The 25,134-nt window shown below is 71.3% G+C and carries 20 protein-coding genes and 1 tRNA gene; 9 read left to right on the forward strand and 12 right to left on the reverse strand.

Annotated features, from left to right (window positions below; all coding sequences use genetic code 11):
- Positions 1 to 228 precede the first annotated feature (228 nt).
- Positions 229 to 3,249 (reverse strand): excinuclease ABC subunit UvrA, encoded by a 3,021-nt coding sequence (gene uvrA, locus ACFVXE_RS03580; protein ID WP_389668783.1) that lies wholly within the window; start codon positions 3,247 to 3,249, stop codon positions 229 to 231.
- A gap of 175 nt (positions 3,250 to 3,424) precedes the next feature.
- Here uvrA and ACFVXE_RS03585 point away from each other — a divergent pair, with 175 nt between their 5' ends.
- Positions 3,425 to 4,114 (forward strand): maleylpyruvate isomerase family mycothiol-dependent enzyme, encoded by a 690-nt coding sequence (locus tag ACFVXE_RS03585; protein WP_389668785.1) that lies wholly within the window; start codon positions 3,425 to 3,427, stop codon positions 4,112 to 4,114.
- 10 nt (positions 4,115 to 4,124) lie between these two features.
- Positions 4,125 to 4,781: an MBL fold metallo-hydrolase gene (locus ACFVXE_RS03590; protein ID WP_389668787.1), complete on the forward strand. Its 657-nt coding sequence runs from the start codon at positions 4,125 to 4,127 to the stop codon at positions 4,779 to 4,781.
- A 123-nt stretch (positions 4,782 to 4,904) separates the two neighbouring features.
- Here the strand turns inward: ACFVXE_RS03590 and ACFVXE_RS03595 are convergent, their stop codons facing one another.
- The 5 genes from ACFVXE_RS03595 to ACFVXE_RS03615 form a co-directional block, all read right to left on the reverse strand.
- Positions 4,905 to 5,897, reverse strand: coding sequence for a TerC family protein (locus ACFVXE_RS03595; protein WP_389668789.1), 993 nt, complete (start codon positions 5,895 to 5,897; stop codon positions 4,905 to 4,907).
- Positions 5,898 to 6,140: 243 nt separating this feature from the next.
- Positions 6,141 to 8,129, reverse strand: coding sequence for a TerD family protein (locus ACFVXE_RS03600; RefSeq protein WP_389668791.1), 1,989 nt, complete (start codon positions 8,127 to 8,129; stop codon positions 6,141 to 6,143).
- A gap of 219 nt (positions 8,130 to 8,348) precedes the next feature.
- A complete protein-coding gene (locus ACFVXE_RS03605; protein ID WP_389668793.1) occupies positions 8,349 to 8,927 on the reverse strand; it encodes a TerD family protein in 579 nt (192 codons plus the stop codon).
- A 129-nt stretch (positions 8,928 to 9,056) separates the two neighbouring features.
- On the reverse strand, positions 9,057 to 11,192 hold the full coding sequence (gene uvrB / locus ACFVXE_RS03610) for an excinuclease ABC subunit UvrB (protein ID WP_389668795.1): 2,136 nt from the start codon (positions 11,190 to 11,192) through the stop codon (positions 9,057 to 9,059).
- A gap of 39 nt (positions 11,193 to 11,231) precedes the next feature.
- Entirely contained in the window at positions 11,232 to 12,101 is an 870-nt protein-coding gene (locus tag ACFVXE_RS03615) for an MHYT domain-containing protein (RefSeq protein ID WP_389668797.1), read from the reverse strand.
- 214 nt (positions 12,102 to 12,315) lie between these two features.
- On the opposite strand from ACFVXE_RS03615, the gene ACFVXE_RS03620 reads away from it, so the two are divergent.
- The 4 genes from ACFVXE_RS03620 to ACFVXE_RS03635 all read left to right on the forward strand — a co-directional run bounded on the left by ACFVXE_RS03620 (position 12,316) and on the right by ACFVXE_RS03635 (position 15,838).
- The gene (locus ACFVXE_RS03620) at positions 12,316 to 13,254 is read left to right on the forward strand and encodes a glycerophosphodiester phosphodiesterase (protein ID WP_389668799.1); all 939 of its coding nucleotides are present in this window, start codon (positions 12,316 to 12,318) and stop codon (positions 13,252 to 13,254) included.
- A gap of 59 nt (positions 13,255 to 13,313) precedes the next feature.
- The gene (locus ACFVXE_RS03625; RefSeq protein ID WP_389668801.1) at positions 13,314 to 13,886 is read left to right on the forward strand and encodes a methylated-DNA--[protein]-cysteine S-methyltransferase; all 573 of its coding nucleotides are present in this window, start codon (positions 13,314 to 13,316) and stop codon (positions 13,884 to 13,886) included.
- Between the two features lie 78 nt (positions 13,887 to 13,964).
- Positions 13,965 to 14,945, forward strand: coding sequence for a pseudouridine-5'-phosphate glycosidase (locus ACFVXE_RS03630; RefSeq protein WP_389668803.1), 981 nt, complete (start codon positions 13,965 to 13,967; stop codon positions 14,943 to 14,945).
- A 20-nt stretch (positions 14,946 to 14,965) separates the two neighbouring features.
- The gene (locus tag ACFVXE_RS03635) at positions 14,966 to 15,838 is read left to right on the forward strand and encodes a carbohydrate kinase family protein (protein ID WP_389668805.1); all 873 of its coding nucleotides are present in this window, start codon (positions 14,966 to 14,968) and stop codon (positions 15,836 to 15,838) included.
- Positions 15,839 to 15,847: 9 nt separating this feature from the next.
- On the opposite strand, the gene ACFVXE_RS03640 is transcribed toward ACFVXE_RS03635, so the two are convergent.
- Positions 15,848 to 16,495: a uridine kinase gene (locus ACFVXE_RS03640; RefSeq protein WP_389668807.1), complete on the reverse strand. Its 648-nt coding sequence runs from the start codon at positions 16,493 to 16,495 to the stop codon at positions 15,848 to 15,850.
- A 147-nt stretch (positions 16,496 to 16,642) separates the two neighbouring features.
- Positions 16,643 to 17,320, reverse strand: coding sequence for a winged helix-turn-helix transcriptional regulator (locus tag ACFVXE_RS03645; RefSeq protein WP_389668809.1), 678 nt, complete (start codon positions 17,318 to 17,320; stop codon positions 16,643 to 16,645).
- An 85-nt stretch (positions 17,321 to 17,405) separates the two neighbouring features.
- Here ACFVXE_RS03645 and ACFVXE_RS03650 point away from each other — a divergent pair, with 85 nt between their 5' ends.
- A complete protein-coding gene (locus tag ACFVXE_RS03650; RefSeq protein ID WP_389668811.1) occupies positions 17,406 to 18,617 on the forward strand; it encodes a pyridoxal phosphate-dependent aminotransferase in 1,212 nt (403 codons plus the stop codon).
- Positions 18,614 to 18,754, forward strand: a complete 141-nt coding sequence (locus ACFVXE_RS03655; protein ID WP_389668813.1) for a hypothetical protein — start codon at positions 18,614 to 18,616, stop codon at positions 18,752 to 18,754. Before ACFVXE_RS03650 ends, ACFVXE_RS03655 begins: the two co-directional genes overlap by 4 nt.
- 452 nt (positions 18,755 to 19,206) lie before the next feature.
- Here ACFVXE_RS03655 and ACFVXE_RS03660 read toward each other — a convergent pair.
- Together ACFVXE_RS03660 and ACFVXE_RS03665 are read right to left on the reverse strand one after the other, a co-directional pair.
- Positions 19,207 to 19,292 (reverse strand) — tRNA-OTHER (locus tag ACFVXE_RS03660).
- Positions 19,293 to 19,326: 34 nt separating this feature from the next.
- A complete protein-coding gene (locus ACFVXE_RS03665; RefSeq protein ID WP_389668815.1) occupies positions 19,327 to 20,058 on the reverse strand; it encodes a hypothetical protein in 732 nt (243 codons plus the stop codon).
- Positions 20,059 to 20,269: 211 nt separating this feature from the next.
- Here ACFVXE_RS03665 and ACFVXE_RS03670 point away from each other — a divergent pair, with 211 nt between their 5' ends.
- Positions 20,270 to 20,773 (forward strand): DUF3574 domain-containing protein, encoded by a 504-nt coding sequence (locus ACFVXE_RS03670; protein ID WP_389668817.1) that lies wholly within the window; start codon positions 20,270 to 20,272, stop codon positions 20,771 to 20,773.
- A 73-nt stretch (positions 20,774 to 20,846) separates the two neighbouring features.
- Here the strand turns inward: ACFVXE_RS03670 and ACFVXE_RS03675 are convergent, their stop codons facing one another.
- Positions 20,847 to 22,139 (reverse strand): SWIM zinc finger family protein, encoded by a 1,293-nt coding sequence (locus ACFVXE_RS03675; protein WP_389668819.1) that lies wholly within the window; start codon positions 22,137 to 22,139, stop codon positions 20,847 to 20,849.
- Positions 22,136 to 25,084, reverse strand: a complete 2,949-nt coding sequence (locus tag ACFVXE_RS03680; RefSeq protein WP_389668821.1) for a DEAD/DEAH box helicase — start codon at positions 25,082 to 25,084, stop codon at positions 22,136 to 22,138. Before ACFVXE_RS03680 ends, ACFVXE_RS03675 begins: the two co-directional genes overlap by 4 nt.
- Positions 25,085 to 25,134: the final 50 nt, after the last annotated feature.

The following is a 25,134-nucleotide window of genomic DNA, read 5'->3' on the forward strand; positions in this document are numbered from 1 at the left end:
GTGTCAGAGAACCGCCGGGCGGCGTCGGGGGCGCTGTCTGCCCCGGGACACCACAGGCATCGGTGACAGAACCGACGATACCGGCGGAGACCGGTGGCCCTGCGGCCGGGCCGGTCGTGAACGGTCGTGCCTGGTCGGAGCCGGTCATGCGGGCGCCTGCGCAGCAGCAGCCCGAGGTGGCGGCTCCCTCTCTCCGGCCGGGAGCCGCCACCTCGACGCGTCTGCGCGTCAGGCCTTGCGCGCGCGGGTCGCCTTCTTCGCCGCGGCGGGCTTGGCGGCGGCGCCCGTGCCGGTCTTGGCCGTCGCCGTCTTCCTCGCCGGGGCCGACTTCGCGGCCACCGCCTGCTTCGCGGCCGCCTTACGGACCGGCTTGCGCGCCGCGGGCACCGCCGCCTCGCTCACCCGGTCCGCGTCCAGGATGCCCTGCAGGAACTTGCCGGTGTGGCTCGCCGGGACGGTGGCGACCTGCTCCGGCGTGCCCTCGGCGATGACCAGGCCGCCGCCGTTGCCACCCTCGGGACCCATGTCGATGACCCAGTCCGCGGTCTTGATGACATCGAGGTTGTGCTCGATGACGATCACCGAGTTGCCCTTGTCGACCAGTCCGGACAGCACCTTGATGAGCTTGCTGATGTCCTCGAAGTGGAGTCCGGTGGTCGGCTCGTCCAGAACGTAGACCGTCCGGCCGGTGGAGCGCTTCTGCAGCTCGCTCGCGAGCTTCACCCGCTGCGCCTCGCCGCCCGAGAGCGTCGGCGCGGACTGGCCGAGCCTGACGTACCCGAGGCCCACCTCGTTGAGCGTACGGAGGTGGCGGGCGATCGTCGGGACGGCCTCGAAGAACTCCAGCCCCTCCTCGATCGGCATGTCCAGCACCTCGGCGATGGACTTGCCCTTGTAATGGACCTCCAGCGTCTCCCGGTTGTACCGCGCCCCGTGGCAGACCTCGCACGGGACGTAGACGTCCGGCAGGAAGTTCATCTCGATCTTGATCGTGCCGTCGCCGGAGCAGTTGTCGCAGCGGCCGCCCTTGACGTTGAAGGAGAAGCGGCCCGGCAGATAGCCGCGCACCTTCGCCTCCATCGTCTCGGCGAACAGCTTGCGGACGTGGTCGAAGACGCCGGTGTACGTCGCCGGGTTGGACCGGGGCGTACGGCCGATGGGCGACTGGTCGACGTGCACCACCTTGTCGACGAGGTCGTCGCCGTCGACCCGGGTGTGACGGCCGGGGACCGACTTGGCGCCGTTCAGCTCGCGCGCCAGGTGGGTGTAGAGGATGTCGTTGACCAGCGTCGACTTCCCCGATCCCGAGACGCCCGTGACGGCCGTGAGCACCCCGAGCGGGAAGGAGACGTCGATGTCCTGGAGGTTGTTCTCCCGGGCGCCGTGCACCGTGAGCAGGCGCCCCGGATCGACCGGACGCCTGATGTCGGGCATCGGGATGGCCTTCTTGCCGACCAGGTACTGGCCGGTGATCGACTCGTCGTTGGCCAGCAGCTCCTTGAGCGAGCCGGAGTGGACCACCTTGCCGCCGTGCTCACCCGCGCCGGGGCCGATGTCGACGACCCAGTCGGCGACCTTGATGGTGTCCTCGTCGTGCTCGACGACGATGAGCGTGTTGCCCATGTCGCGGAGCCGGACCAGTGTCTCGATCAGCCGGTGGTTGTCGCGCTGGTGCAGGCCGATGGAGGGCTCGTCCAGCACGTACAGCACGCCGACGAGGCCGGAGCCGATCTGGGTGGCGAGCCGGATGCGCTGCGCCTCGCCACCGGACAGGGTGCCTGCGGCACGGTTCAGCGAGAGGTAGTCGAGGCCGACGTCGACCAGGAACTTCAGCCGCTCGTTGACCTCCTTCAGCACCCGCTCCGCGATCTTCCTGTCCCGGGCGTTCAGCTTCATCCGGCCGAGGAATTCGGCGCACTCGCTGATCGACATCGCGGCGACCTGGGCGATGGACTTCTCCATCACCGTCACCGCGAGAACGATCGGCTTGAGCCTGGTGCCCTCACAGGTCGGGCAGGGCACCTCGCGCATGTAGCCCTCGAAGCGCTCCCGGCTGGAGTCGCTCTCGGCCTCGGAGTGCCGCCGCTTGACGAACTGCAGCGCGCCCTCGAAGGCCGGCGTGGTGTAGGCGCGCTCCCGTCCGTAGCGGTTGCGGTAGCGGACCTCGGTCTGGATCTTGTGGCCGTGGAGCAGCGCCTTCTTGGCGCGCTGCGGGAGTCCGGCCCACGGGATGTCCGTACGGAAACCGAGCGCTTCGGCGAGCGCGCCGATCAGACGCCCGAAGTACTCCTTGGTGTGGCCGTGCGACCAGGGGTGGATCGCGCCCTCGTCGAGCGACTTCTCCTCGTCGGGGACGATCAGCTCCGGGTCGACCTCCATCCGTGTGCCGATACCCGTGCAGTCGGGGCAGGCGCCGAACGGCGAGTTGAAGGAGAAGGAGCGCGGCTCCAGCTCCTCGAAGGAGAGGTCGTCGTACGGGCAGTAGAGGTGCTCGGAGTACATCCGCTCACGCTCGGGGTCGTCCTCGGGAAGATCGACGAAGTCGAGCACGACCATGCCGCCGGAGAGCCCGAGCGCGGTCTCGACCGAGTCGGTCAGCCTGCGCTTGGCACTGTCCTTCACCGTGAGGCGGTCGATGACCACCTCGATGGTGTGCTTCTCCTGCTTCTTCAGCTTGGGCGGCTCGGAGAGCTGGATGGTCAGGCCGTCGACCCGGGCCCGGCTGTAGCCCTTGGTCTGCAGATCGGCGAAGAGGTCGACGAACTCCCCCTTGCGCTCGCGCACCAGCGGCGACAGCACCTGGAAACGACTGCCCTCGGGCAGGCCGAGCACCTTGTCGACGATGGCCTGCGGCGACTGGCGGGAGATCGGCCGGCTGCACTCGGGGCAGTGCGGTTTGCCGATCCGGGCGAAGAGCAGCCGGAGGTAGTCGTACACCTCGGTGATCGTGCCGACCGTCGAGCGCGGGTTGCGCGAGGTCGACTTCTGGTCGATGGAGACGGCGGGCGACAGGCCCTCGATGAAGTCGACGTCCGGCTTGTCCATCTGGCCGAGGAACTGCCGGGCGTACGAGGAGAGCGACTCCACGTAGCGGCGCTGGCCCTCGGCGAAGATCGTGTCGAACGCGAGCGACGACTTGCCCGACCCGGAGAGCCCGGTGAAGACGATGAGGGAGTCGCGGGGAAGGTCGAGCGAGACGTTCTTGAGATTGTGCTCGCGAGCGCCACGGACGATGAGACGGTCGGTCACGCCGGTCCGCACCTTTCTGGAGAGAAGTGGGGGAACTGAGCCCCTGTCCCAGGGTATGGGGGGCGCCACAGCGTTGGTCGAAGCTTTCGATTACGAGCGTATAGCACGCACATTCGATTTACGGACGTCCGTCGACTCCTTCACCCGAACGAGTGGCGAGGCTAGGCTCGGCCCCATGACTGATCATGCGCTCGACCTGGCAGCCCTCCGTGAGGCGACCGATCGGTTCCTCGGCGCAGCGGCCGCGATGGACGATCTCGCCGCGGCCGCGCCGTCCCGTCTGCCGGGCTGGAGCCGACGCCATGTCCTTGCGCATCTCTCTCGTAACGCCGACGCGCTGGTAAATGTTCTCCAGGGCCGGCCGATGTACGCAGACAGCGAAACCCGCGAACGCGACATCGAGCGCGATGCGACGCGACCGCTTTCCGAGCACCTGGCCGACCTGCGCGGAAGCGCCGCACGTTTCGAGGCCGCGGCCGCCGTCCCGGCCGACTGGTCCCGCACCGTCACCATGCGCAACGGTGTGACCGACTCCGCCTCCCGCGTCCCCTTCCGCCGTCGGATCGAGGTCGAACTGCACCATGTCGACCTGGGCGTCGGCTACGAGCTGGAGGACCTGCCGGACGAATTCGTGACCCGTGAGATCGACTTCCTCACGGAGCGGTTCGCCGGGCACCCGGATGTCCCCTCCACGGGCGTGGCCGCCGACGACGGCCGGTTCTGGACCACCGGCGGCGACGCGGAAGGCGGACCGGTCGTGGTCCGTGGCACGGCCCCGGAGCTGCTCGGCTGGCTCGCCGGGCGTCGTGACGGCTCGGCGCTGAAGACCGAAGGCGGCCCGCTCCCCGCACTGCCGCCGCTATAGGCTGAGACGCATGACGTACAGCGGAGCGGTCAAGGTCGGCGGACCTGCGGATGTACACGAGTTGACGGATCTGATGATCTCCAAGGTCGCCGTCGGCCCGATGAACAACAACGCCTATCTGCTGCGCTGCCGGGCCACCGGCGAGCAGCTCCTGATCGACGCGGCCGCCGAGCCCGGGATCCTGCTGCAGCTGATCGGTGACGACTCCATCGCGTCCGTCGTCACCACGCACCGGCACGGCGACCACTGGCAGGCTCTGGGCGAGGTGGTGGCGGCCACCGGCGCACGCACCTTCGCCGGGCGGTACGACGCCGAGGGCATCCCGGTGCCGACCGATGTGCTGGTCGACGACAACGGCACGATCCGGGTGGGGCGGGTGACGCTGACCGCCCGGCATCTGGTCGGCCACACCCCGGGCTCCATCGCCCTGGTCTACGACGACCCGCACGGCGCCCCGCACCTGTTCACCGGGGACTGCCTCTTCCCCGGCGGGGTCGGCAATACGCACAAGGACCCCGAGGCGTTCGCGAGCCTGCTCCACGACGTGGAGACCAAGCTCTTCGACGAGCTGCCCGACGAGACCTGGGTCTACCCGGGCCACGGCCACGACACGACGCTCGGCGACGAGCGGCCGCAGCTGTCCGAGTGGCGCGCACGCGGCTGGTGACCCGGGCCGGGCCCCGCCCCGCCGCGCGTCCCTGCCGGGGCCGTCCCGCACGTCGCCGGTGGTGAGGACGGCCGCCGGCCGGGGCGGGCGGTCATCGCCCCGGGCCCCGGCCGACGGTAGTGGTCAGGCCTCGATGGTGGAGTTCTTCTCCGCCTCCTGCTCGCCCTCGGCCGCCGCCTGCCTCCTGCTCGCGATCAGGCTGGTGATCGTGGTGATCACCAGTACGCCGCAGATGACGCCGAGCGAGACCGGGATGGAGATCTCGGGGACATGCACCCCGGACTCGTGCAGGGCGTGCAGCACCAGCTTGACGCCGATGAAGCCGAGGATGACCGACAGCCCGTAACTGAGGTGGACCAGCTTCTTCAGCAGACCGCCGATGAGGAAGTACAGCTGCCGCAGCCCCATCAGGGCGAAGGCATTGGCGGTGAAGACGATGTACGGGTCCTGGGTCAGGCCGAAGATCGCGGGGATCGAGTCCAGCGCGAAGAGCACATCGGTGGTGCCGATGGCGAGCATGACGACCATCAGCGGGGTCATGACGCGCTTGCCGTTGGCCCTGATGAAGAGCTTGGTGCCGTGATACCTGTCGGCGACACCGAACCGGCGCTCGATCGACTTGAGGAGACGGTTCTCCTCGAACTCGTCCTCCTCCTCGTCGGTCCGCGCCTCCTGGATGAGCTTCCAGGCCGTGTAGATCAGGAACGCGCCGAAGATGTAGAAGACCCACGAGAAGTTGGCGATGACCGCGGCGCCGGCGGCGATGAAGATCGCTCGCAGTACCAACGCGATCAGCACGCCGACCAGCAGCACACGCTGCTGGAGGTGGGAGGGCACCGCGAACTTCGCCATGATCAGGACGAAGACGAAGAGGTTGTCGACACTGAGCGACTTCTCGGTGATGTAACCGGCGAAGAACTCGCCGGCCGCCTGGCTCTCACCGGAGAGGAGCAGGCCGAGCCCGAAGAGCGCGGCCAGCACGATCCAGACGATCGTCCAGAGTCCGGCTTCCTTCGTCGTCACGTCATGAGGTTTGCGCCCGATGAAGAAGTCGACGGCGATGAGGGCTGACAGACCGAGAATGGTCAGCGCCCAGAGGGTCCATGAAACGTCCACTGCGCCTCCGGCAGTTCGCTACGGCTACTGATCAGCGTCGTCGCTGCCGGAGGTCTCTTCCACCCGGGCGCACGGGGTGCGCGCCGCGGGCCGGCGCCCCGGGACCGGTCACAGTCCGTACTGACGGGCACGCCGCGTATGGGAGTACTCCCCTCCGTCCAAGGAACAGTACAGGGAATACCAAGAAAAGGTAAAGTGCAGGGTAAAAATTCCTCAACGGCCCGCTCGGAGAGGGGATTGCTCTCATGACCGTCCGGTGCGGCGCGCGGCGGCCACTCGGGCGAGCACCTGCTGCAGCACCTGACTGCCGGGCGGTGTCCGCAGCGGCTCGTACGTCCAGGCGTGGCCGACCCAGGGGTCGGCCAGGTGGTCGTCGGCGACCGGGGTGATCCGCAGCAGGGAGCGCCAGAGCGGGTCGAGCACCGGCCCGTACGCGCCGGCGTCCGCCCGGTCCGCGACCATCAGGAGGTGGACACCGGCCGACGGCCCCTCGTCGGCGAGATAGCGCAGCTGGGTGACGGCCCGGTCGTCGAAGCCGTACGGGAAGTCGTTGACGATCAGCAGTTGCTGGGCGGTGTCCAGGTCCGGCGGGAGCGCGTCGGCGGCGCCGGCCCTGATCGCCATCTGCACCAGGTCGACGCGCCGGGTGAGGTGGGCGAGGACGGCGGCGACTCCCCCGGCTCCGGCGGCGACCGGATACGGGGCGGGCGCGGCCGGGGGGCCGGGGTGGCCGGTTTCGGCGGGCGGTTTCCACGGGGTCCCGGCAACGGCCGGCGGGGCGAGCGCCCCGGAGTCGACCAGGGGCGCGAGCGCCGCCGCGGCCGAGCCCGCGGGGTCGATGACGTGGACGGAGAACTCGCCCGCCGGGTGGACGGCGAGCAGCCGGGCCGCGTGCGCGACCGCGTGATCCATGGCGAGCCGGCGGAGCCGGTCCGCATCGGTCAGGGCCGCGGCCTCGGAGGCCGTGCGGCCGCTGTCGATCCAGATCCCGCGCTCCAGCGGCAGCCGTACGAGCAGCGGGATGCGCAGCCCGGCGCTCTCGGGCAGATGGAGGTCGCCGATCCGCATCGCCATGGGGATCTCCATGGGGACACGGTAGGCATGCCAGGCGGGGCTGTCCCAGCCCGCGTAGGCGGCAGGGAGCGCGGGTTCGACGACGGCGGACTCGGCGGCCAGCTGGGCGAGGTCCCGGTCGAGTGCCTCCTGGGCCCGGTCGGTCAGCCCGTCCCGCTTGGCGCGTGCCTCCTCGCGGGCCCGGTCCCCCGCTCCGCCGGTCCTGCCCCGCGGGTCGGCGAGCGCCCGGTCGAGTTCCTGGTCCATGCGGGACTCGGCGAAGTCGACGGCGCTCCGGTACGCGGCGGTGGTGCGCGCCAGGTCCTCGAACATGCCCCAGACCTGGTTGTAGAGGCGCTCCTCCATGGACCAGCCGGCCGCGTCACCGGCGACGGGCTGGGCGGGCCGGCCCGGTTCGGCGGGCGGCGCGGCGGGCGGCGACGACGACGGGGGCGCCGGCGCCGCGGCCCCGCGCCGCGGATGCGCGTAGTCGATGGGACCCGCCGGGGCCCGGCCGTCGACCGGTGCGGCGGCCTGGGGCGGGACGGGTGACTGCCGGCCGGCGCCTGCGTGGCGGACCCGGTCGCCCTGCGGCGTGCGGGGCGGGGGCGGCGCCACCGAGCGGGCCATGCCGCGGGCGACCGCCTCCTTGATAGACCGGGCCAGCTCGGGTGCGCCGGGCACGCCCTGGTCGGCGAGCATCGCGGCGAGGCCGCCCGCGTATCCCTGGCCGACCGCACGGACCTTCCAGGCGCCCTGGCGGCGGTAGAGCTCCAGGGCGGCGACCGCGGATTCGGTGTCGAGTCCGGTGAGGGTGAAGGTGGCGATCCCGGTGCCTCCGAGGCCGGTGACGGCGACGAACGGTGCGGGCACCGCGCCGAACCGGTCCGGGCCGCCCGCCTCCATGGGCAGGGCGAGCAGCACGGTGACGCGGTGTACGGACGGCGGCAGGGCGTCGAGGTCCACGGCGAGCCGGTGGTCGGCGGCGGCCTGTCCGGACACTTCGAGCCCGGGCAGCTGGGGCGAGCCGGGGTGGGCGACCCACTCGGCACCGTGCACCGTGCCCCGTTCGTCGCCAAGCGTGGCACCGGCCATGACCGGTGTGCCGGCCGACACCCGGATCTCCAGACGGGTCTGGGACAACGTGTGGTTCTGCCCCCGGACCAGCTCGGCCGTCATTGCCCTGTCCCCTCGACGAGTTGAAGCGCGCGCCCGGTGCCACGGTCTGCCGAGCCGCGCGCTGCGGTGCCCGCTGATGCGGTGCCGTCCGACGCCCGCACAGGGGTGCCCGGCATACGGAGCCCCGGCATACGGTGCCGTGGCATGCGATGCAGCTCCCGGCGGCCGATGCCTCCGGGAGCTGCGCGTACCGATACGGACCGACCGGCCCGGCCGTGCCTACAGGTGCGGCAGGATCGCCGGCATCAGGTCCTGGAAGGTGCGGCCGTTGGCCGGGGTCCCGAGCGCCGTCATCTGCCACCCGGCGCCCGCACGGTGCACCTTGGCCATGATCTGGGCGGTGTACTGGCCGCCGCCGTCCAGCGTGTAGCGCGCGAGTTCCTGGCCGTTGGTCTCGTCGACGATGCGGCAGAAGGCGTTCTGCACCTCCTGGAACGTCTGGCCGGTGAACGAGTTCACCGTGAAGACGATCTGGTCGATGTGGACCGGCACCCGCTGCAGGTCGACGAGGATCGCCTCGTCGTCGCCGCCGGAACCGGCACCGCCGACCAGGTTGTCGCCGGTGTGCTTGACCGATCCGTCGTCGCTGGTGAGATGACGGAAGAAGACCACGTCGACCGGCTGCTTGTCGGCGAACAGCACCGCCGAGGCGTCCAGGTCGATCTCCCGCGTGCGTGAGCCGAACAGACCGCGGCGCGGAGCCGCCTGCCAGCCGAGCCCCATCCGTACCGCGGTCAGGGTCCCTCCGTCGCTCTTCTGCAGGCTGATGGCCTGACCCTTGGTCATGTTGACCGTCACGCGCGTCCCCTCTCCGCTGGCCACCGCACCCGTCCGTGCGGTTGCCCAGCACCCTACGCAGTCACGCCGAGGACACAGCAGCCTTGCGGCGCTTTTGTGTCGGTCCTGCAACACACCGGGCACCACGCGTCAGGCGAGCCCCGCCTCCCGCATCTGGCGCAGCTCCTTCTTCAGCTCGCCGACCTCGTCGCGCAGCCGCGCGGCCACCTCGAACTGCAGGTCCGCGGCGGCCGCCCGCATCCTGTCGGTCATCTCCTCGATGATCCCGGCGAGTTCGGTGGCGGGCCGGTCCGTGACCACCGCGCCCGCCTTCTTCGATCCGGCCCTGCCCGCCTTGGCCGCCCTGCCCGCCTTGCCGCCGAGCTCGGGAACCGGGGCCTTGACGGCCTTCCCCTGCCGGTATCCGCTGCCGAGCAGCTCCTCGGTGTCGATCTCCTCCCGGGCGATCGTGGCGACGATGTCGTTGATCTTCTTGCGCAGCGGCTGGGGGTCGATACCGCGCTCGGTGTTGTACGCGATCTGCTTCTCCCGGCGGCGGTTGGTCTCGTCGATGGCCTTCTCCATCGCCGGGGTGATCTTGTCCGCGTACATATGGACCTGGCCGGACACGTTGCGGGCCGCGCGGCCGATGGTCTGGATGAGCGACGTCCCGGAACGCAGGAAGCCCTCCTTGTCGGCGTCGAGGATGGCCACCAGGGACACCTCGGGCAGGTCGAGGCCCTCGCGGAGGAGGTTGATGCCGACCAGCACGTCGTACTCCCCGGCGCGCAGTTCGCGGAGCAGTTCGATCCGGCGGAGCGTGTCGACGTCGCTGTGCAGGTAACGGACCTGGATGCCCAGCTCCAGGAAGTAGTCCGTGAGGTCCTCGGACATCTTCTTGGTGAGCGTGGTGACCAGGACGCGCTCGTCCTTCTCGGTGCGCTTGCGGATCTCGTGCACCAGGTCGTCGATCTGGCCCTCGGTGGGCTTGACGACGACCTCGGGGTCGACGAGACCGGTGGGGCGGATGATCTGCTCCACGAACCCGTCGCCGCGGGACAGCTCGTACTTGCCCGGGGTGGCGGAGAGATAGACGGTCTGGCCGATCCGCTCGGTGAACTCCTCCCACCTCAGCGGGCGGTTGTCGAGGGCGGACGGCAGCCGGAAGCCGTGGTCGACGAGGCTGCGCTTGCGGGAGGCGTCGCCCTCGTACATCGCGCCGATCTGCGGCACGGTGACGTGCGACTCGTCGATGACGAGCAGGAAGTCCTCGGGGAAGTAGTCGAGGAGGGTGTTGGGGGCGGTGCCGCGCGAGCGGCCGTCCAGATGCATCGAGTAGTTCTCGATGCCGGAGCAGGTACCGATCTGGCGCATCATCTCGATGTCGTACGTGGTCCGCATCCGCAGCCGCTGCGCCTCCAGCAGCTTGCCCTGCTTCTCCAGCTCGGCGAGGCGCTGCTCCAGCTCCTGCTCGATGCCGTTGACCGCCTTCTCCATGCGTTCGGGGCCCGCCACGTAGTGGCTGGCGGGGAAGACGTAGAGCTCGCGGTCCTCGCTGATGACCTCGCCGGTGAGCGGATGGAGGGTGGAGAGAGCCTCGATCTCGTCGCCGAACATCTCGATGCGGACGGCGAGCTCCTCGTAGACCGGGAAGATCTCGATGGTGTCGCCCCGCACCCGGAAGGTGCCGCGGGTGAACGCGACGTCGTTGCGGGTGTACTGGATCTCGACGAAACGGCGCAGCAGCTGGTCTCGGTCGATCTCCTCGCCGACCTTGAGCGGGACCATGCGGTCCACGTACTCCTGCGGCGTACCGAGGCCGTAGATGCAGGAGACCGAGGCGACCACGACGACATCGCGGCGGGTGAGCAGCGAGTTCGTCGCGGAGTGACGCAGCCGCTCGACCTCGTCGTTGATCGACGAGTCCTTCTCGATGTAGGTGTCCGACTGCGGGATGTACGCCTCGGGCTGGTAGTAGTCGTAGTACGAGACGAAGTACTCGACGGCGTTGTTGGGGAGCAGCTCGCGGAACTCGTTCGCCAGCTGGGCGGCGAGCGTCTTGTTCGGGGCCATCACCAGGGTCGGACGCTGCAGCTTCTCGATCATCCAGGCGGTGGTCGCCGATTTGCCGGTGCCGGTCGCGCCGAGCAGCACGACGTCCTTCTCACCTGCCCGGACACGCCGCTCCAGCTCGGCGATGGCCGCGGGCTGGTCACCGCTGGGCTGGTAGGGACTGACGACCTCGAAGGGCGTCACCGAACGTTCGATACTCGAAACGGGCCGCATGGATCCACCGTACGACCCGCCACTGACAACCGGGCCCGGTCAGCGGTTCCGGGAGGACGGGGAGCCCCGGCGCCCCGGCCGGAACGCGGCGGGGTCGGCGTGGGTACCGGACCGCTGGACCGGGATGCCGGGGAGCCGCCCGGTGCCGTGCCCGTTCCGCGGGGCGCCCCGGTCCGTGGCCTCCGCCACCACGAACGGGTCGAACATCACGACCACCGCGGCCAGCAGCAGGAAGCAGGCCGGGCCGATCATCAGCGGGACCAGCCGGGCGGACGACGCGTCGCCGGAGCCGGCGGGGGATGCCGGATGCAGATGGACGCTGAGCGCGGCCATGCCGGTGTAGTGCATCCCGGTGACCGCCACGCCCATCACCACGCCCGCGCCGAGGCTGGGCAGGAATCCGCTGAGGGAGACCGCCGCCCACAGTGCGGCCGTCGAGGCCACGACGGCGATGACGACCGAGAGCGCCACGGTCGGCGTGTTGTACTCGAACTGCCCCTGGAGACGCATTCCGGCCATGCCGAGGTAGTGCATGCTCGCCACGCCGAGTCCGGTGATGGTGCCGCCGGTGACCAGGGACATCGGGGCCGCGCCCCGGTAGCCGACGATGAAGATGCCGATGCCGGCCATCACGATCGCGATGGCCAGGCTGGCGAAGGTGACCGGTGTGTCGTAGCCGATCGGCACCCCTTCGACGCTGAATCCCGTCATCGCGATGAAGTGCATCGTCCAGATGCCGGACCCGATGGAGGTCGCGCCGAGAGCCAGCCAGCCGGCCTTGAAGGAGCGTTCGGTGCGCAGCGACCGCAGCGTGCAGCGCAGTCCGAGGGCCGCGCCGAGGCACGCCATGAGGAACGCCACGACGGGTGTCATCGCTCCGTAGCCGAAACCGTCGATCGTGCCCTGCATGCTCGTACACCCTTCGAGGAAGCCCTGGTTCGGGGTGACCATAAGGCGCAAGGCCCGGCAGACAAACCGAAGAGCTTCATTTTATCGACAAGGAAACAAGCCCGTGACCCGGATCCGGCCTGCCGCGTTCACGAAGTGGCCGCCCTTCGCCCGTTCCTCGCCGGGAGCGGCTTTCACCCCCGGCCCGTACGCCACTTCGCCGCAAGGAGCACACGTGTACGCACGCACCGCAACCGCCTCTCTCGCTGCCGCCGCGCTGCTGGGTGTCGGCGCACTGCTTCTGCCGACCCCCGGTTCGCGGACCCCGGACACCGGGCCGGGGGCGGCCACGGGTACCGGTATCCGGACAGTGAGCGCGCGGGCCGCGGGCGCGTCCGCCGGCCCCCCTGTCGTCTTCGCCCACCGGGGCGCCTCGGCGTACGCGCCGGAGAACACCCTGGCCGCCGTCGACCGGGCGGACCGTCTCGGCTTCGACTGGGTGGAGAACGATGTCCAGCTCACCAGGGACAAGGTGCTGGTCGTCGTCCACGACACCGACCTGAGGCGGACCACCGACGTCGAGAAGGTCTTCCCGGGCCGTGCTCCGTGGGCGGTCAAGCAGTTCACGGCCGCCGAGATCGCCCGGCTGGACGCGGGCAGCTGGTTCGGTGCGCGGTACGCCGGCACCCGTGTCCCCACGCTCGCGCAGTACCTGGACCGGATCGAGCACAACCACCAGAACCTGCTGCTGGAGATCAAGAGCCCGGAGATCTACCCCGGGATCGAGAAGGAGACGCTGCGGGTGCTGGGCCGGAAGGGGTGGCTCGACCCCGGCCACATCAAGAACCGGCTCGTGATCCAGAGCTTCGGTGCGGGCAGCATCAAGAAGGTGCACCAGCAGCGTCCGGACATCACCACCGGTTTCCTCGGCTCCCCCGCGGTCGCCGACCTGAGGTCGTACGCGGCGTTCGCCGACCAGATCAACGCCTCGTTCACCTCGATCGGCGCCCGGTACGTGGCGGCCGTGCACGCGCTGAAGGGCGCGCACGGCCGGAAACTCCGGCTCAACACGTGGACGGTCAATGACGCGCCGACCGCGGTGAAGGCGGACCGGCTCGGCGTCGACGGGATCATCACCAACACCCCCGACGTGGTGCGCAGGGCCATCGGCTGACGACCGGCGGCGGACAGCTCCCCACCCCGTTGTCAGTGGCGCACCGTACCGTGGACCGCATGGAAAGCAACGGGGACGTCACCGGCGGGACCGGCGCGGGGACGAGGGCCGAGTGGGCCGTCGTCGGGAGCGGCATCGGACCGCTGCTGCTCGCCGCGACCAGCACCGGACTGGTGAGCGTGGTCTTCCACGCACGCCCCGCGGTGCAGGACCGTGCGGTCGGGCAGTTGCGGACGCGCCTGGGGGCGGAGCCGGTGGAGGCACCCGGCTCCGCCCGTCTCGCCGAGCCGATACGGCAGCTCGCGGCGTACTTCGCGGGCTCGCTGAAGGAGTTCTCCCTCGACCTGGACTGGTCCCTGACCTCGGGATTCAACCGTCAGGTGCTGCGTGAGCTGGCAGCCGGCGTGCCGTACGGGACGGTCGTCGGGTACGGAGACCTTGCCCAGCGGGTCGGGCAGCCGGGTGCGGCGCAGGCGGTCGGCGCGGCCATGGGCGCCAATCCGCTGCCCGTGGTGGTGCCCTGCCACCGGGTGGTGGAGAGCGACGGCGGACTGGGCGGGTTCGGCGGCGGCCTGGAGACCAAACGGCAGTTGCTGGCGCTGGAAGGGGTGCTGCCGCAGCCCCTGTTCTGAGCTGCCCGGCCGGCGCCCGCCCCGCACCGGACCCCTGGGCACGTTTGAGGGCGGGCCGCCCGCGACAGGGATGTGGACATGTCACCGAACGCGTCGCCTCGCACCCAGCCGTACGCACCGGCCCTCTCCGCCGAGGTACGGGACGCCCTCGCCGCACACCGCCCCGTCGTGGCACTGGAGTCGACGATCATCGCGCACGGCCTGCCACGCCCCCGGAACCTGCGGGTCGCGGAGGAGCTGGAGGAGCTCGTACGGGCTGCGGACGCCGTCCCCGCGACCATCGCCGTACTGGACGGGCAAGCACATATCGGCCTGGACAAGAGTCAGTTGGAGCGGGTCGCCGGGGACCCGGCGATCCGTAAGCTGGGTCACCGGGATCTCGCTCCGGCGCTGGCCGCAGGGGCGAGCGGGGCGACGACCGTGTCCGCGACCGCGTTCCTCGCCTCCCGCGCGGGGCTGCGTGTCTTCGCGACCGGCGGTCTCGGCGGAGTGCACCGCGGGTGGACCGAGACGCAGGACGAGTCCGCGGATCTCCGGCTGCTCGCGCGGACCGGCATCACGGTGGTGTGCGCGGGGGTCAAGTCGGTCCTGGACGTGCCGGCCACGCTGCAGCGCCTGGAAACGCTCGGCGTCGGGGTTCTCGGCTACGGCACGGATCTCTTCCCCGGCTTCTATCTGAGCAGCTCGGGCGAGCCGGTGGGCTGGACGGTGGATACGCCCGAGGAGGTCGCGGAGGTGATGCGGGCCGCCGAGACGCTCGGTGGCCCCACCGCGGCCCTGATCGTCGCCAATCCCGTACCGCGGGCGGATCAACTGGATCCCGCCCTGCACGACCTGGTTCTGGCTGAGGCGCTGGACGCGTGCCGTGAGCGCGGCATCACGGGCCAGGCGGTCACGCCCTTCCTTCTGGACCATCTGATGCGGCGGACGGACGGGGCATCGCTGGAGGCCAACCTGGCCGCGGTACGGGGCAACGTGTCGCTCGCGGCGCGGATCGCCGTCGCCTGGGCCGCCGCCCGGGACAGGCCGGCAGGGCAGGCCCCGGCGGGCCGCCGGTGACCGGCGGTGGTCTTCTCGTCGTGGGGGACGTGATCACGGATGTGGTGGCGCGGCACGGCTCGGCACTGGTCCACGGCACGGACGCGGCAGCCCTGATCAGCACGGTGCCCGGCGGGGCCGGAGCCAACGTCGCGTGCTGGGCCGCGCGTTCGGGCTGCCGGGACGTGCGCCTGGTGGCCCGGGTGGGCGCGGACTCCGCCGCCTGGCACGAACGTGTGCTGCGGCGGGCGGGAGTCCGGCCGCTGCTGGCCGTGGACGACGAGGCGCCGACCGGGACGGTCGTCGCGCTGGTCGACGCCGCCGCCGAACGCACCTTCCTCACCGACAGCGGCGCCGTGCTGCGGCTCTCCCCTGCCGACTGGTCGCCGTCCATGCTCGACGGCATCGCGCACCTCCACCTCTCCGGCTACCTCCTCTTCGCCGCGACGAGCCGCGCGACGGCACGGGTCGTCCTGCGGGAGGCCGCACGGCGGAACGTCCCGGTGAGCGTGGACCCCGCCTCCGCCGGCTTCCTCTCCGGATTCGGCGTCGACGCGTTCCTGGCGGCCGTGGCAGGGGCGGAGTTGCTGCTGCCGAACGCGGACGAGGCCCGACTCCTCACCGGGCTCTCCGAACCTGCCGAAGCGGCGGCCGAGTTGAGCCTCCTGTTCCCCCAGGTCGTCGTCACCCTGGGCGAGATGGGCGCCCTGCTGGCTGCCGGAGGGGCGGTGACCGGGCAGGCTCCGGCCGTGGCGGTGCGGGGACCGGTGGACACGACAGGGGCGGGCGACGCCTTCACCGGCGGGTTCCTCGCGGCGCGGCTGGCGGGGGCGGACGATGCCGCGGCTGCGGCGGCGGGCTGCCTGGCGGGCGCCGAGGCGGTCACGACGGTCGGCGGCCGGCCCGCCGGGTGACCGCCTCCCTCATGCCCCCCGGTCCAGGCCGGTCCAGGCCGGGTGCAGCGGATCGTCGGCCCGTACGACCACGTCCGCAACCCCGTCGGGCGCCACCTCGTCCTCGTACCGCGCGAAGGCGGGCAGGGTCCACCGCTCGCTCTCCGCGGTACGCCGCCGCAGCGCGCCCGGTGACAGCCGCAGATGGACGCTCAGGTCGAACGGGAACCAGTGCCCGAGCAGCAGCGGCCCGTGCATCACCAGCACACCGCCCTCCGGCAGCCGGTGGTACGGGCTTCGGGTGGCCCGGTCCGTCACCGGATCCCAGAGGTCGGGCAGCACGCGGCCGTCGCCGCCCGGCTCCAGCGGCCCGAACACCTCGCGCCAGAGCGCACCCGTGTCGAACCAGCCGGCGGCGTACGAGTCCGGGTCCTCCTTGCCGTACTCGTACCGCAGGCTCGCCGGGCGCAGGAATCCCTCGGTGGACACCACGAGCACCGCACGGCCACGGACCCGCAGCGCCTCGGCGATCCGCCCGGCCGGCTCTCCGGTACGGGCGGCCGGAGCCCCGTCGACGGCGACCCTGAGCCAGGGCCCGCCGTCGGCCGGCGTCAGCCCGTCGACATGCGCGGCGATGCTCTCGGCCAGCCGTTCCCAGGTGATCGCTTCAAATCGCACATGTCCATCATCACGGAAGGCTATTCACGGTGCCGCCGCGCGTCGCGGCGGCAGGAAGTCACGGGGCCGCGGCGGCGACGAGGGGCGCGGGCGGCACGGGGAGCGCCGGGCTCGTGCGGAGCGCCCGGCCCTCGGAGGCCGCGGCCGTCAGGGCAGTGTTCGGGCGCCGCGCAGCTCACCGGCCAGCGGGCCGTCGCCCACGACCTCGATCCGCCCGTCCTCCACGGCCTCGGCGAGGGTGAATTCGCCCCGCCCGAGGGCGAGACAGACCTCGCCGTCGAGCACGATCCGGGCATCGGCGTGCGTGGCGGGCCCGTCCCCGTACACCCCCGCACCCTCGGCCGGTCCACCCGTCCGTACATGGAACTCCCCCTCCTCGAGGTGGACTTCGACCACCCCTCGACGAGTCAGCCCGCCGAGCGCCCGCAGCAGCGGAAGTGCGAACCAGTGCGCCCGCACCGCGTCCGTCGGCCGGCGCTCGCCGATCACCGGCGCGCCCCACTCGGCGAGCGCGGCGAGCACCGGAAGCAACCCATGTCCGCGCGCGGTCAGTTCGTACACCGAAGCGGCGGCGGGCGGCGGCAGCCGGCGGCGCGTCGCCAGCCCGCCCTGCTCCATGTCCTTGAGCCGGGAGGCGAGCACGTCCGTACTGACGCCGGGAAGGTCGGCGTGCAGATCGGTGTAGCGGCGGGGACCGGCCAGCAGTTCACGGACGATCAGCAGGGTCCACCGGTCGCCGACGGAGTCGAGGGCCCGGGCGGTGGCGCAGAACTGGTCGTAACTGCGGCGGCGCGTGGAGCGTGCGGGTGGCTGCTGACGTGGCATGCGACGCAGTCTAGACATGTTGTTGGACTTTCCAAGCCCGAGCTTGGTAAAACCAAGTATCGCAATCGGGTCGGGGAGGCACCGCATGGAATTCCGGCAGTCCAGCAAGCTCAACGAGGTCTGTTACGAGATCCGGGGCCCGGTCATCGAGCATGCCAACGCCCTGGAGGAGGCGGGCCACAGCGTGCTCCGCCTCAATACGGGCAATCCCGCGCTCTTCGGGTTCGAGGCGCCCGAGGAGATCGTGCAGGACATGATCCGGATGCTTCCCCAGGCCCACGGCTACAGCGACTCTCGGGGCATCCTCTCCGCCCGCCGCGCGGTGGCGCAGCGCTATCAGGCGATGGGGCTGACCGATGTCGGGGTGGACGACATCTTCCTCGGCAACGGTGTCTCCGAGCTGATCTCGATGTCGGTGCAGGCGCTGCTCGAGGACGGTGACGAGGTCCTGATCCCGTCCCCCGACTATCCGTTGTGGACCGCCGTGGTCACCCTGGCCGGCGGCAGGGCCGTGCACTACACCTGCGACGAGGCGTCGGACTGGAACCCGGACCTCGCCGACATGGCATCGAAGATCACCGACCGCACCAAGGCGGTGGTGATCATCAACCCGAACAACCCGACCGGCGCCGTCTATCCCCGTGAGGTCCTGGAGGGCATCCTCGACCTGGCGCGCAGGCACGGTCTGATGGTTCTCGCCGACGAGATCTACGACCAGATCCTCTACGACGACGCCGAGCACCACAGCGTCGCGGTCCTCGCACCCGACCTGGTCTGTCTCACCTTCAGCGGGCTGTCGAAGACGTACCGGGTGGCGGGATTCCGCTCCGGCTGGATGGTGGTGTCCGGTCCGCAGCAGCACGCCCGCAGCTACCTGGAGGGGCTGACGATGCTCGCCTCCATGCGGCTGTGTCCGAACGCGCCCGCGCAGTACGCCATCCAGGCCGCGCTCGGCGGCCGGCAGTCCATCCGGGAGCTGGTGGCACCCGGCGGCAGGCTGTACGAGCAGCGCAACCGGGCCTGGGAGAAGCTGAACGAGATCCCCGGGGTGTCGTGCGTGAAGCCGAAGGGCGCGCTGTACGCGTTCCCGCGCATCGATCCGAAGGTGCACCCCATCGTCGACGACGAGAAGTTCGTCCTGGACCTGCTGCTGCGGGAGAAGATCCAGGTGGTGCAGGGCACCGGCTTCAACTGGCCGCGTCCCGACCACTTCCGGATCCTCACCCTTCCGCACGCCGACGATCTGGACGCGGCGATCAGCCGCATCGGCCGCTTCCTGAACGGATACCGCCAGTGAGCTGCCCCGCATGCCGGTTCGCCGTCCATACGCGGTTCGCCTCGCCCGGACTCGTCGGCCCGATCGTCGAGGGCGGACTCGATCCGGCCGCCGACCCGGGGTGGGCGGAGTCGGGGGCGCGGTCGCCCGCCGAGTAGGCACGCTGGGCAGGTCACCTGTGCGGTGTGACCTGTCTGCGCATGGTGCTCGGCGCAAACGACCCGTCCCGTGCCCCTGCCCGACTTCAAGCGGTTCTTCGTGGGGCGGGGGTGTCGCGCGCCGGCGGAACGCGACCGGGGCCGGAAACGGGAGCGGGCCCGGGGGCGTAGCCGGCCCCCGGGCCCTGAGTGATGCCGCCCGTTCGGCACGCCGGCACTTTTAAGAGCTCGGGTCAGTCGTGATGTCGCCGCGTCCTTCCTTTAGACGACCGCAGATCGAAGCTCCGCGGGTTGGAGTCGAACCAACATTTCGACGCGCATGGGCCCGAGCCCGTCCGATCCGGCGATCGGCGGCGAATGCTGAGTCTGGAGCAATAGTCTGAGATTGATCGCGGTCTGCCTCTGCCATTTGGGCTACCCCGGCCCGTCCGCGTACAGGGGATGTACGCGAATGCCGGGGGGAGGACTCGAACCTCCACCGGAACCGCGTCGTCACGACAAGCCTCAGTTTCAGCTTGCGCTCCTCGCGCACCCCGGCCGTGCTCATGCGCGGCCGGGGAATCCATGGTCGGTCACCCGAAGAGGTAACCGAATACCGCATCACCCACCCGCTGGTCGGTGACGTCGACGCCGTTGGCCTCCTCGCGGGCGAACTTCACGGCCTGCTGGAGCTTCTCCACCCGGTCCAGGAGTTCGTTGATGCGCCGCGCGGGCAGAGCCCCGGAGAACTTCACGGTCGTCCAGTAGCCGATCGGGACGTCCTCGTAGTACACCTCGACCTGCGCCGGGTGCTTCTCGGTGGCCTCCGCCTTCACATGGTTGCGGGGCACCTTCTTCGTCCGGAGCGTACGGACCGGCTCGGTCTTCCAGGAGTCCGTCGACGGATCCTGGGTCCACGCCTCGGCGGCGTCGAGCACCGGCAGCTTGCGCACGAACGTGTTGATGTCCGTCAGCTGCTTCTCCAGGAAGAGCAGGTAGGACACCGGCACGTCGGCCACCAGCACCCGTCCGTCGACCTTCACGTCCGCGCGGGCCGCGCAGTTCGCCCAGTCCTTCGTGGCGGTCACGTCGAAGAGCCGGGTCAGTGTCGCCGCGGTGTTCCGGAGCACGTCCTCGGCCTTGATCTGCACCAGCGTCGACTCGGGCGGAAGGTGCTCGCCCTCTTCGTCCTTCGGCTGGTAGGTCCGGGAGATCCCGGCGAGCAGACCGGCCTTCTGGAGGCCGTGATGTGCCGCCGTAAGGTCCTGGTGGGCCTTGGACTTGACGCCCTTCTCCACTGCGATGATCTGATTGAGTTTCGCCACGTGGGGGAACGTAGCACCGCCGACCGGGCCGGAACGAAGGGTTTTCGGCGGAAGGGGTCCGGACGCCGCCGCTCCTCCCGCACACCCCCCTGCCCTCACCGGTACGGGTGGTTTCCGCGGCATGCCCATGTCCTGCCGCGGCCTGGACGGGGCCGCTTGTCACAGTGACCGCGTACCACGTACCCACCCCCTCCGGACGAAGGCCACTCCCTTGCCTCTTCTCCCCCGTGCGGCCGGCCGGCCCGGCCTGAAGCACACAGCGCTCACCGCAGCGGCCGCCGCCCTCGCCGCGCTGGCCGCGGGAACCCCCGTCGCGTACGCCACGCTCGGCAGCGACTCACCCTCCGCCTCACGGTCCGCGGCGGCGGGCGCGGCCGCCCGTGGCAAGTCCTACATCGAGACCCGGCTGTTCTTCGGCACCGAACGCCCCGACGGCGGACCCGATGTGACCGACCGGCAGTTCCTGGCCTTCGTCGACGAGGAGGTCACCCCTCGCTTCCCGAAAGGCCTGACCATCCAGGACGGCCGGGGCCAGTGGCGGGACTCCCACGGCGTGATCGAGCGGGAGCGCAGCTACGAGCTGATCCTGCTCTATCCGGCGGCCGAGGCACGCATGCGGGATCCGCAGATCGAGCGGATCCGCGACGCGTACGAGAAGGCGTACGCCCAGGACTCGGTGGCCCGCCTCGAAGAGCGGACCACCGCAGAGTTCTGACGGTGCTCCACCCGGCCGTCCGGTCCGGCTGCCGTACGTGCCGTGTGCCCGTGCGGCCGGCCGGAGCCGGTGGTCATCGGCCGAGGAGCACCATGAGCACGCCCACGGGGTCGGTGTCCGGCATCGCGCGCGGCCACCAGTCGTCCTTGCCCCGGTCGGATTCGTAGCCGTACCAGCGGCCGTCCTGGCCGAAGCGGACCTGGAGCGTGCCCCCGGGGTGGGTGAGGTGGTTGCGCCACGGCTGGAAGCGGGGGAAGTCGGCGGCGGCGAGCGCGGGGCGGGCCCGGTCGAAGGGACCGGCCGGGGGGTCCCAGGGTGTTTCCAGGACCGCCAGCCCGTCGGCGCCGCCCTGCCGCCAGGCGGCGACGGCACGGGCCAGGTCGGTGGTGGTGCGGCCGGTGGCGTACGCGAGCTCGCGGTACAGGGCCCTGGTGGTCGCGGTCAGGCCGGCCGTGGGGCGGGCGGCGGCCAGCCGGACGGCGTCCTGCCAGGGGCCGAGTCCGGCGAGCGGGTCGCGGCCGGTGGTGAGGAGGGCGTGCGCCCGCTCCGCCGCGCCGGTGGCGAGGTGGTCGAGAGCGAGCGGGTCACGGGCGCCCGGCAGCTCCGGGTAGGAAGGCGGCTGGCCGGGATACGCGGGCTCCGGGAGCGGAGCGGGCAGCGGCGGGAGGTAACGGTCGGCGAATGCCTCGCGCGCCGGTACCGACGGTGCGGCGGGGGCCGAGGGACGCTCCCGGGCGGAGTGCGCGGCGTTGCGCCGGCCCAGCTCCTCGACGAGTTCGCGCTCTCCCCGGCCGCGCAGCAGCAACAGGACGAACGGGTCGGCGTCGAGCAGACGGGCCATCTGGTAGCAGAGAGCGGCGACATGCTTGCAGGGCCAGCCCCGGTCGGGACAGGAACAGCTGGGGTCGAGGTCGCCGGCGGCGGGCAGCAGTCCGGCACCGGCCTCGGCCGCCGTGTCGACGAGGGTGTGCGGCATCTCCTTGGCGAGCAGCGCGGCGAGATGGCCGGGCGTGGCGGCCACCGCGTCGAGGAAGGCGTCCCAGCCGGTGTCGGTGAGGGTCCGCAGGTGGAGTTCGGCGCGGTAGGGGCGGGGCCGACTGCCGTGGACGTAGGCGACGACCCGTCCGGGAGTGACGGTGATCGCGGCGACATGACCGCTGTCGGCGTACGTACGTCCGCGGGCGAGGCGTCCCTCGTCCATCGACAGGGACTCCAGCGCGGCCACCCAGGAGCGGCCCCACCAACTGTCCGCGAACGGTGCGTCGCCGTCGGAGGTGCGGGGCGGCACCGCCTCGAACGTACGCCGCAGATCGTCGGGGCCCGGGCGGGCCCGGACGAGGGAGGCGGACTGGGAACGGGGGCTCATGACGGCCTCCGGAGCGAGACGAGATCGGCGAGGTCCCGGTCGCTGAGTTCGGTCAGGGCTGTCTCCCCGGTCCCGAGGACCGCGTCGGCCAGGGCCTGCTTGGCCGCCAGCATCTCGCCGATCCGGTCCTCGACGGTGCCTTCCGCGATCAGCCGGTGCACCTGGACGGGCTGCGTCTGGCCGATGCGGTACGCGCGGTCCGTGGCCTGTTCCTCGACCGCGGGGTTCCACCAGCGGTCGTAGTGGATGACGTGGGCGGCGCGGGTGAGGTTGAGTCCCGTGCCCGCCGCCTTCAGGGAGAGCAGGAAGACGGGTACCTCGCCGGACTGGAAGCGGTCCACCATCCGTTCCCGTTCGGCCACCGGCGTACCGCCGTGCAGGAGTTGGGTGGGGACGGCGCGTGCGGCGAGATGGGCGGAGAGGATCCGGGCCATCGTCACGTACTGCGTGAAGATCAGTACGGAGCCGTCCTCGGCGAGGATCGTGTCGAGCAGTTCGTCGAGGAGGGCGAGCTTGCCCGAGCGGCCGACGAGCCGGGTCGGTTCCTCCTTCAGATACTGCGCGGGGTGGTTGCAGATCTGCTTGAGTGAGGCGAGCAGTTTCATGATCAGGCCACGGCGGGCGATGCCTTCCGACGCTTCGATGAACGCCATGGTCTCGCGCACCGCCGCCTCGTAGAGCGTGGCCTGTTCGCGGGTGAGGAAGACCGGGTGGTCGGTCTCCGTCTTGGGCGGAAGCTCCGGGGCGATGCCCGGGTCGGACTTCTTGCGCCGCAGGAGGAACGGCCGGACCAGCCGGGAGAGCCGCTCGACCGCTTCGTCGTTCCCGAGCCCTGCCGCGGTGCCGGTGTTCTCGACGGTCCGGGCGTGCCGGGCGCGGAACGCCTTGAGCGGGCCCAGCAGTCCCGGGGTGGTCCAGTCGAGCAGCGCCCAGAGCTCGGAGAGGTTGTTCTCCACGGGCGTGCCGGTGAGGGCGATCCTGGCCGGGGCCGGGATGGTGCGCAGCGCCTTCGCCGTCGAGGAGTGCGGGTTCTTCACGTGCTGTGCCTCGTCGGCGACGACAAGTCCCCAGGAGTGTCCGGCGAGTTCGACGGCGCTGGACCGCATCGTGCCGTAGGTGGTGAGGACGAAGCCGCCGTCCGGGTCGTCGAGCGTGCGGTCGGCGCCGTGGAAGCGGCGCACGGGGACTCCGGGGGCGAAACGGTTGATCTCCCGGTGCCAGTTGCCGAGGAGGGAGGCGGGGCAGACCACCAGCGTGGGTGCGGAGTGTGCGCGGTGCAGGTGCAGGGCGATGACGGTGATGGTCTTGCCGAGTCCCATGTCGTCGGCGAGACAGCCGCCGAGGCCCAGCGATGTCATCCGGTCCAGCCAGGCCAGGCCGCGCAGTTGGTAGTCGCGGAGCGTGGCGTCCAGCCCGGGCGGGGGCGCGACGGCCGTGTCGTCCGCGAGGATACGGGCACGGAGCTCGGCGAGGGCGCCGGCCGGTACCGCCTCGACCTGCTCGCCGTCGACCTCCGCGCTGCCGGTCAGCGCGACGGCGAGAGCATCCACCGGGTCGAGCAGCCCCAGCTCCCGCTTGCGCGCCTTGCGTACGAGCGCGGGATCGACGACGACCCACTGGTCCCGCAGGCGTACGACCGGCCGGTGGGCCTCGGCGAGGATGTCCATCTCCCGCTCGGTGAGCTGTTCGTCCCCCAGGGACAGCTGCCAGTCGAAGGCGAAGAGCTGCTCGGCGTCGAAGAACGAGGTGCCGTCGGTGGCCGAGCCCGGCGCGGGCCGCACGACGGCTGCGGCGGTCAGGGACCGGACGAGCTCGCGCGGCCAGTGGACGCTCACTCCTGCCGCCGCCAGTCTCGCTCCGGCGTCGCCGAGCAGCTCGTACAGCTCGTCCTCGGTGAGGGCGAGCACGTCGGGCACGGGCTGGTCCAGCAGCCGTTCCAGCGGTGTCCAGACGCGGGCGGCGCGGCGGAGTGCGAGCACGGCGTCGATCCTGGCCCGCGGCCCGAAGGCGTCGCCTGCGCCGCCGTTCCACAGTGCGGCGGCGTCGACGACGTACGTCGGGTCCGCCAGGCTGTGCACCTGTGTGATCGCCGCCGCGGCGTGCCGGGCGGCGCCACGGTGGACGTCGGCGGCATGGCCGGGGGCGTCGCCGGCTGTGGCCCCCTCGCCGGTCTCGCCGTCGTCCGGGGTGTCCGCGGAGTCGTAGGTGTCGGCGGTGTCGAAGAGTTCGTACGCCGACAGGTCGAGACGGAGCGACACCCGTACCCCCGCGTCCAGACCGGCCGCGACCTCGGCGGCCCAGTCACGGGCCCGGGGCAGATGCTGGGCCTCGCGGGCGGCGAAGGGGGCACCCATCGCAAACGCCGCCGCGGGCGTCCGGGGCAGGGTGTCGGCGACCGCGTCGAGGAACGCGACGATCAGTGCCTCGGGGTCCGGAAGCCGCAGCGGTGTGTGGTCAGGGAGCGGGACGGCGTAGGCCTCCGGCGGCATCGCGGCGGCGACAGCGCGCAGGTGGGCGACGTCCTCGGCGTCGCGCGGACCGGCCCGCCAGGCGTCGTGGTCCCCGGCCGTGAGACCGGGGACCAGCCGGCCGCGTGCCACCAGGTTGAGCGCATGGAGTGCGGCCGCGCCCCAGCAGCGGACGGCGGGGTGGGCGGACCGCTGGAGCCGGGCGCGGGCCAGCAGCGGCACCGCCTCGGCGACGGGCAGCAGAACGGCGGGCACGGTACACCGGCCGACCTCACCCTGCCCTCCGTGACGTCGCACGACCGTGAGCTCGGACGTCTCGGCCGCCCCGGACTCCGGGAGCGGTCCGCCGTCCGGGCTCCAGAAGGCGACACGCCCGTCCCTCGGCACCGCTGCGGGCAGGAAGACCGCGGCGCACCGCAGGAAGCCGGCGGTGGCCACATCCTGTGCTTCCTGCTGCACTCGCCCTGCCGAAGTCATCGCTCCCCTCCCGTCCCGCGCTCGGCCCTCTCCCTCGGCCCCGCTGAGGC

Source organism: Streptomyces sp. NPDC058231 (assembly GCF_042882275.1).
In the GTDB taxonomy this organism is placed as follows: Bacteria; Actinomycetota; Actinomycetes; order Streptomycetales; family Streptomycetaceae; genus Streptomyces.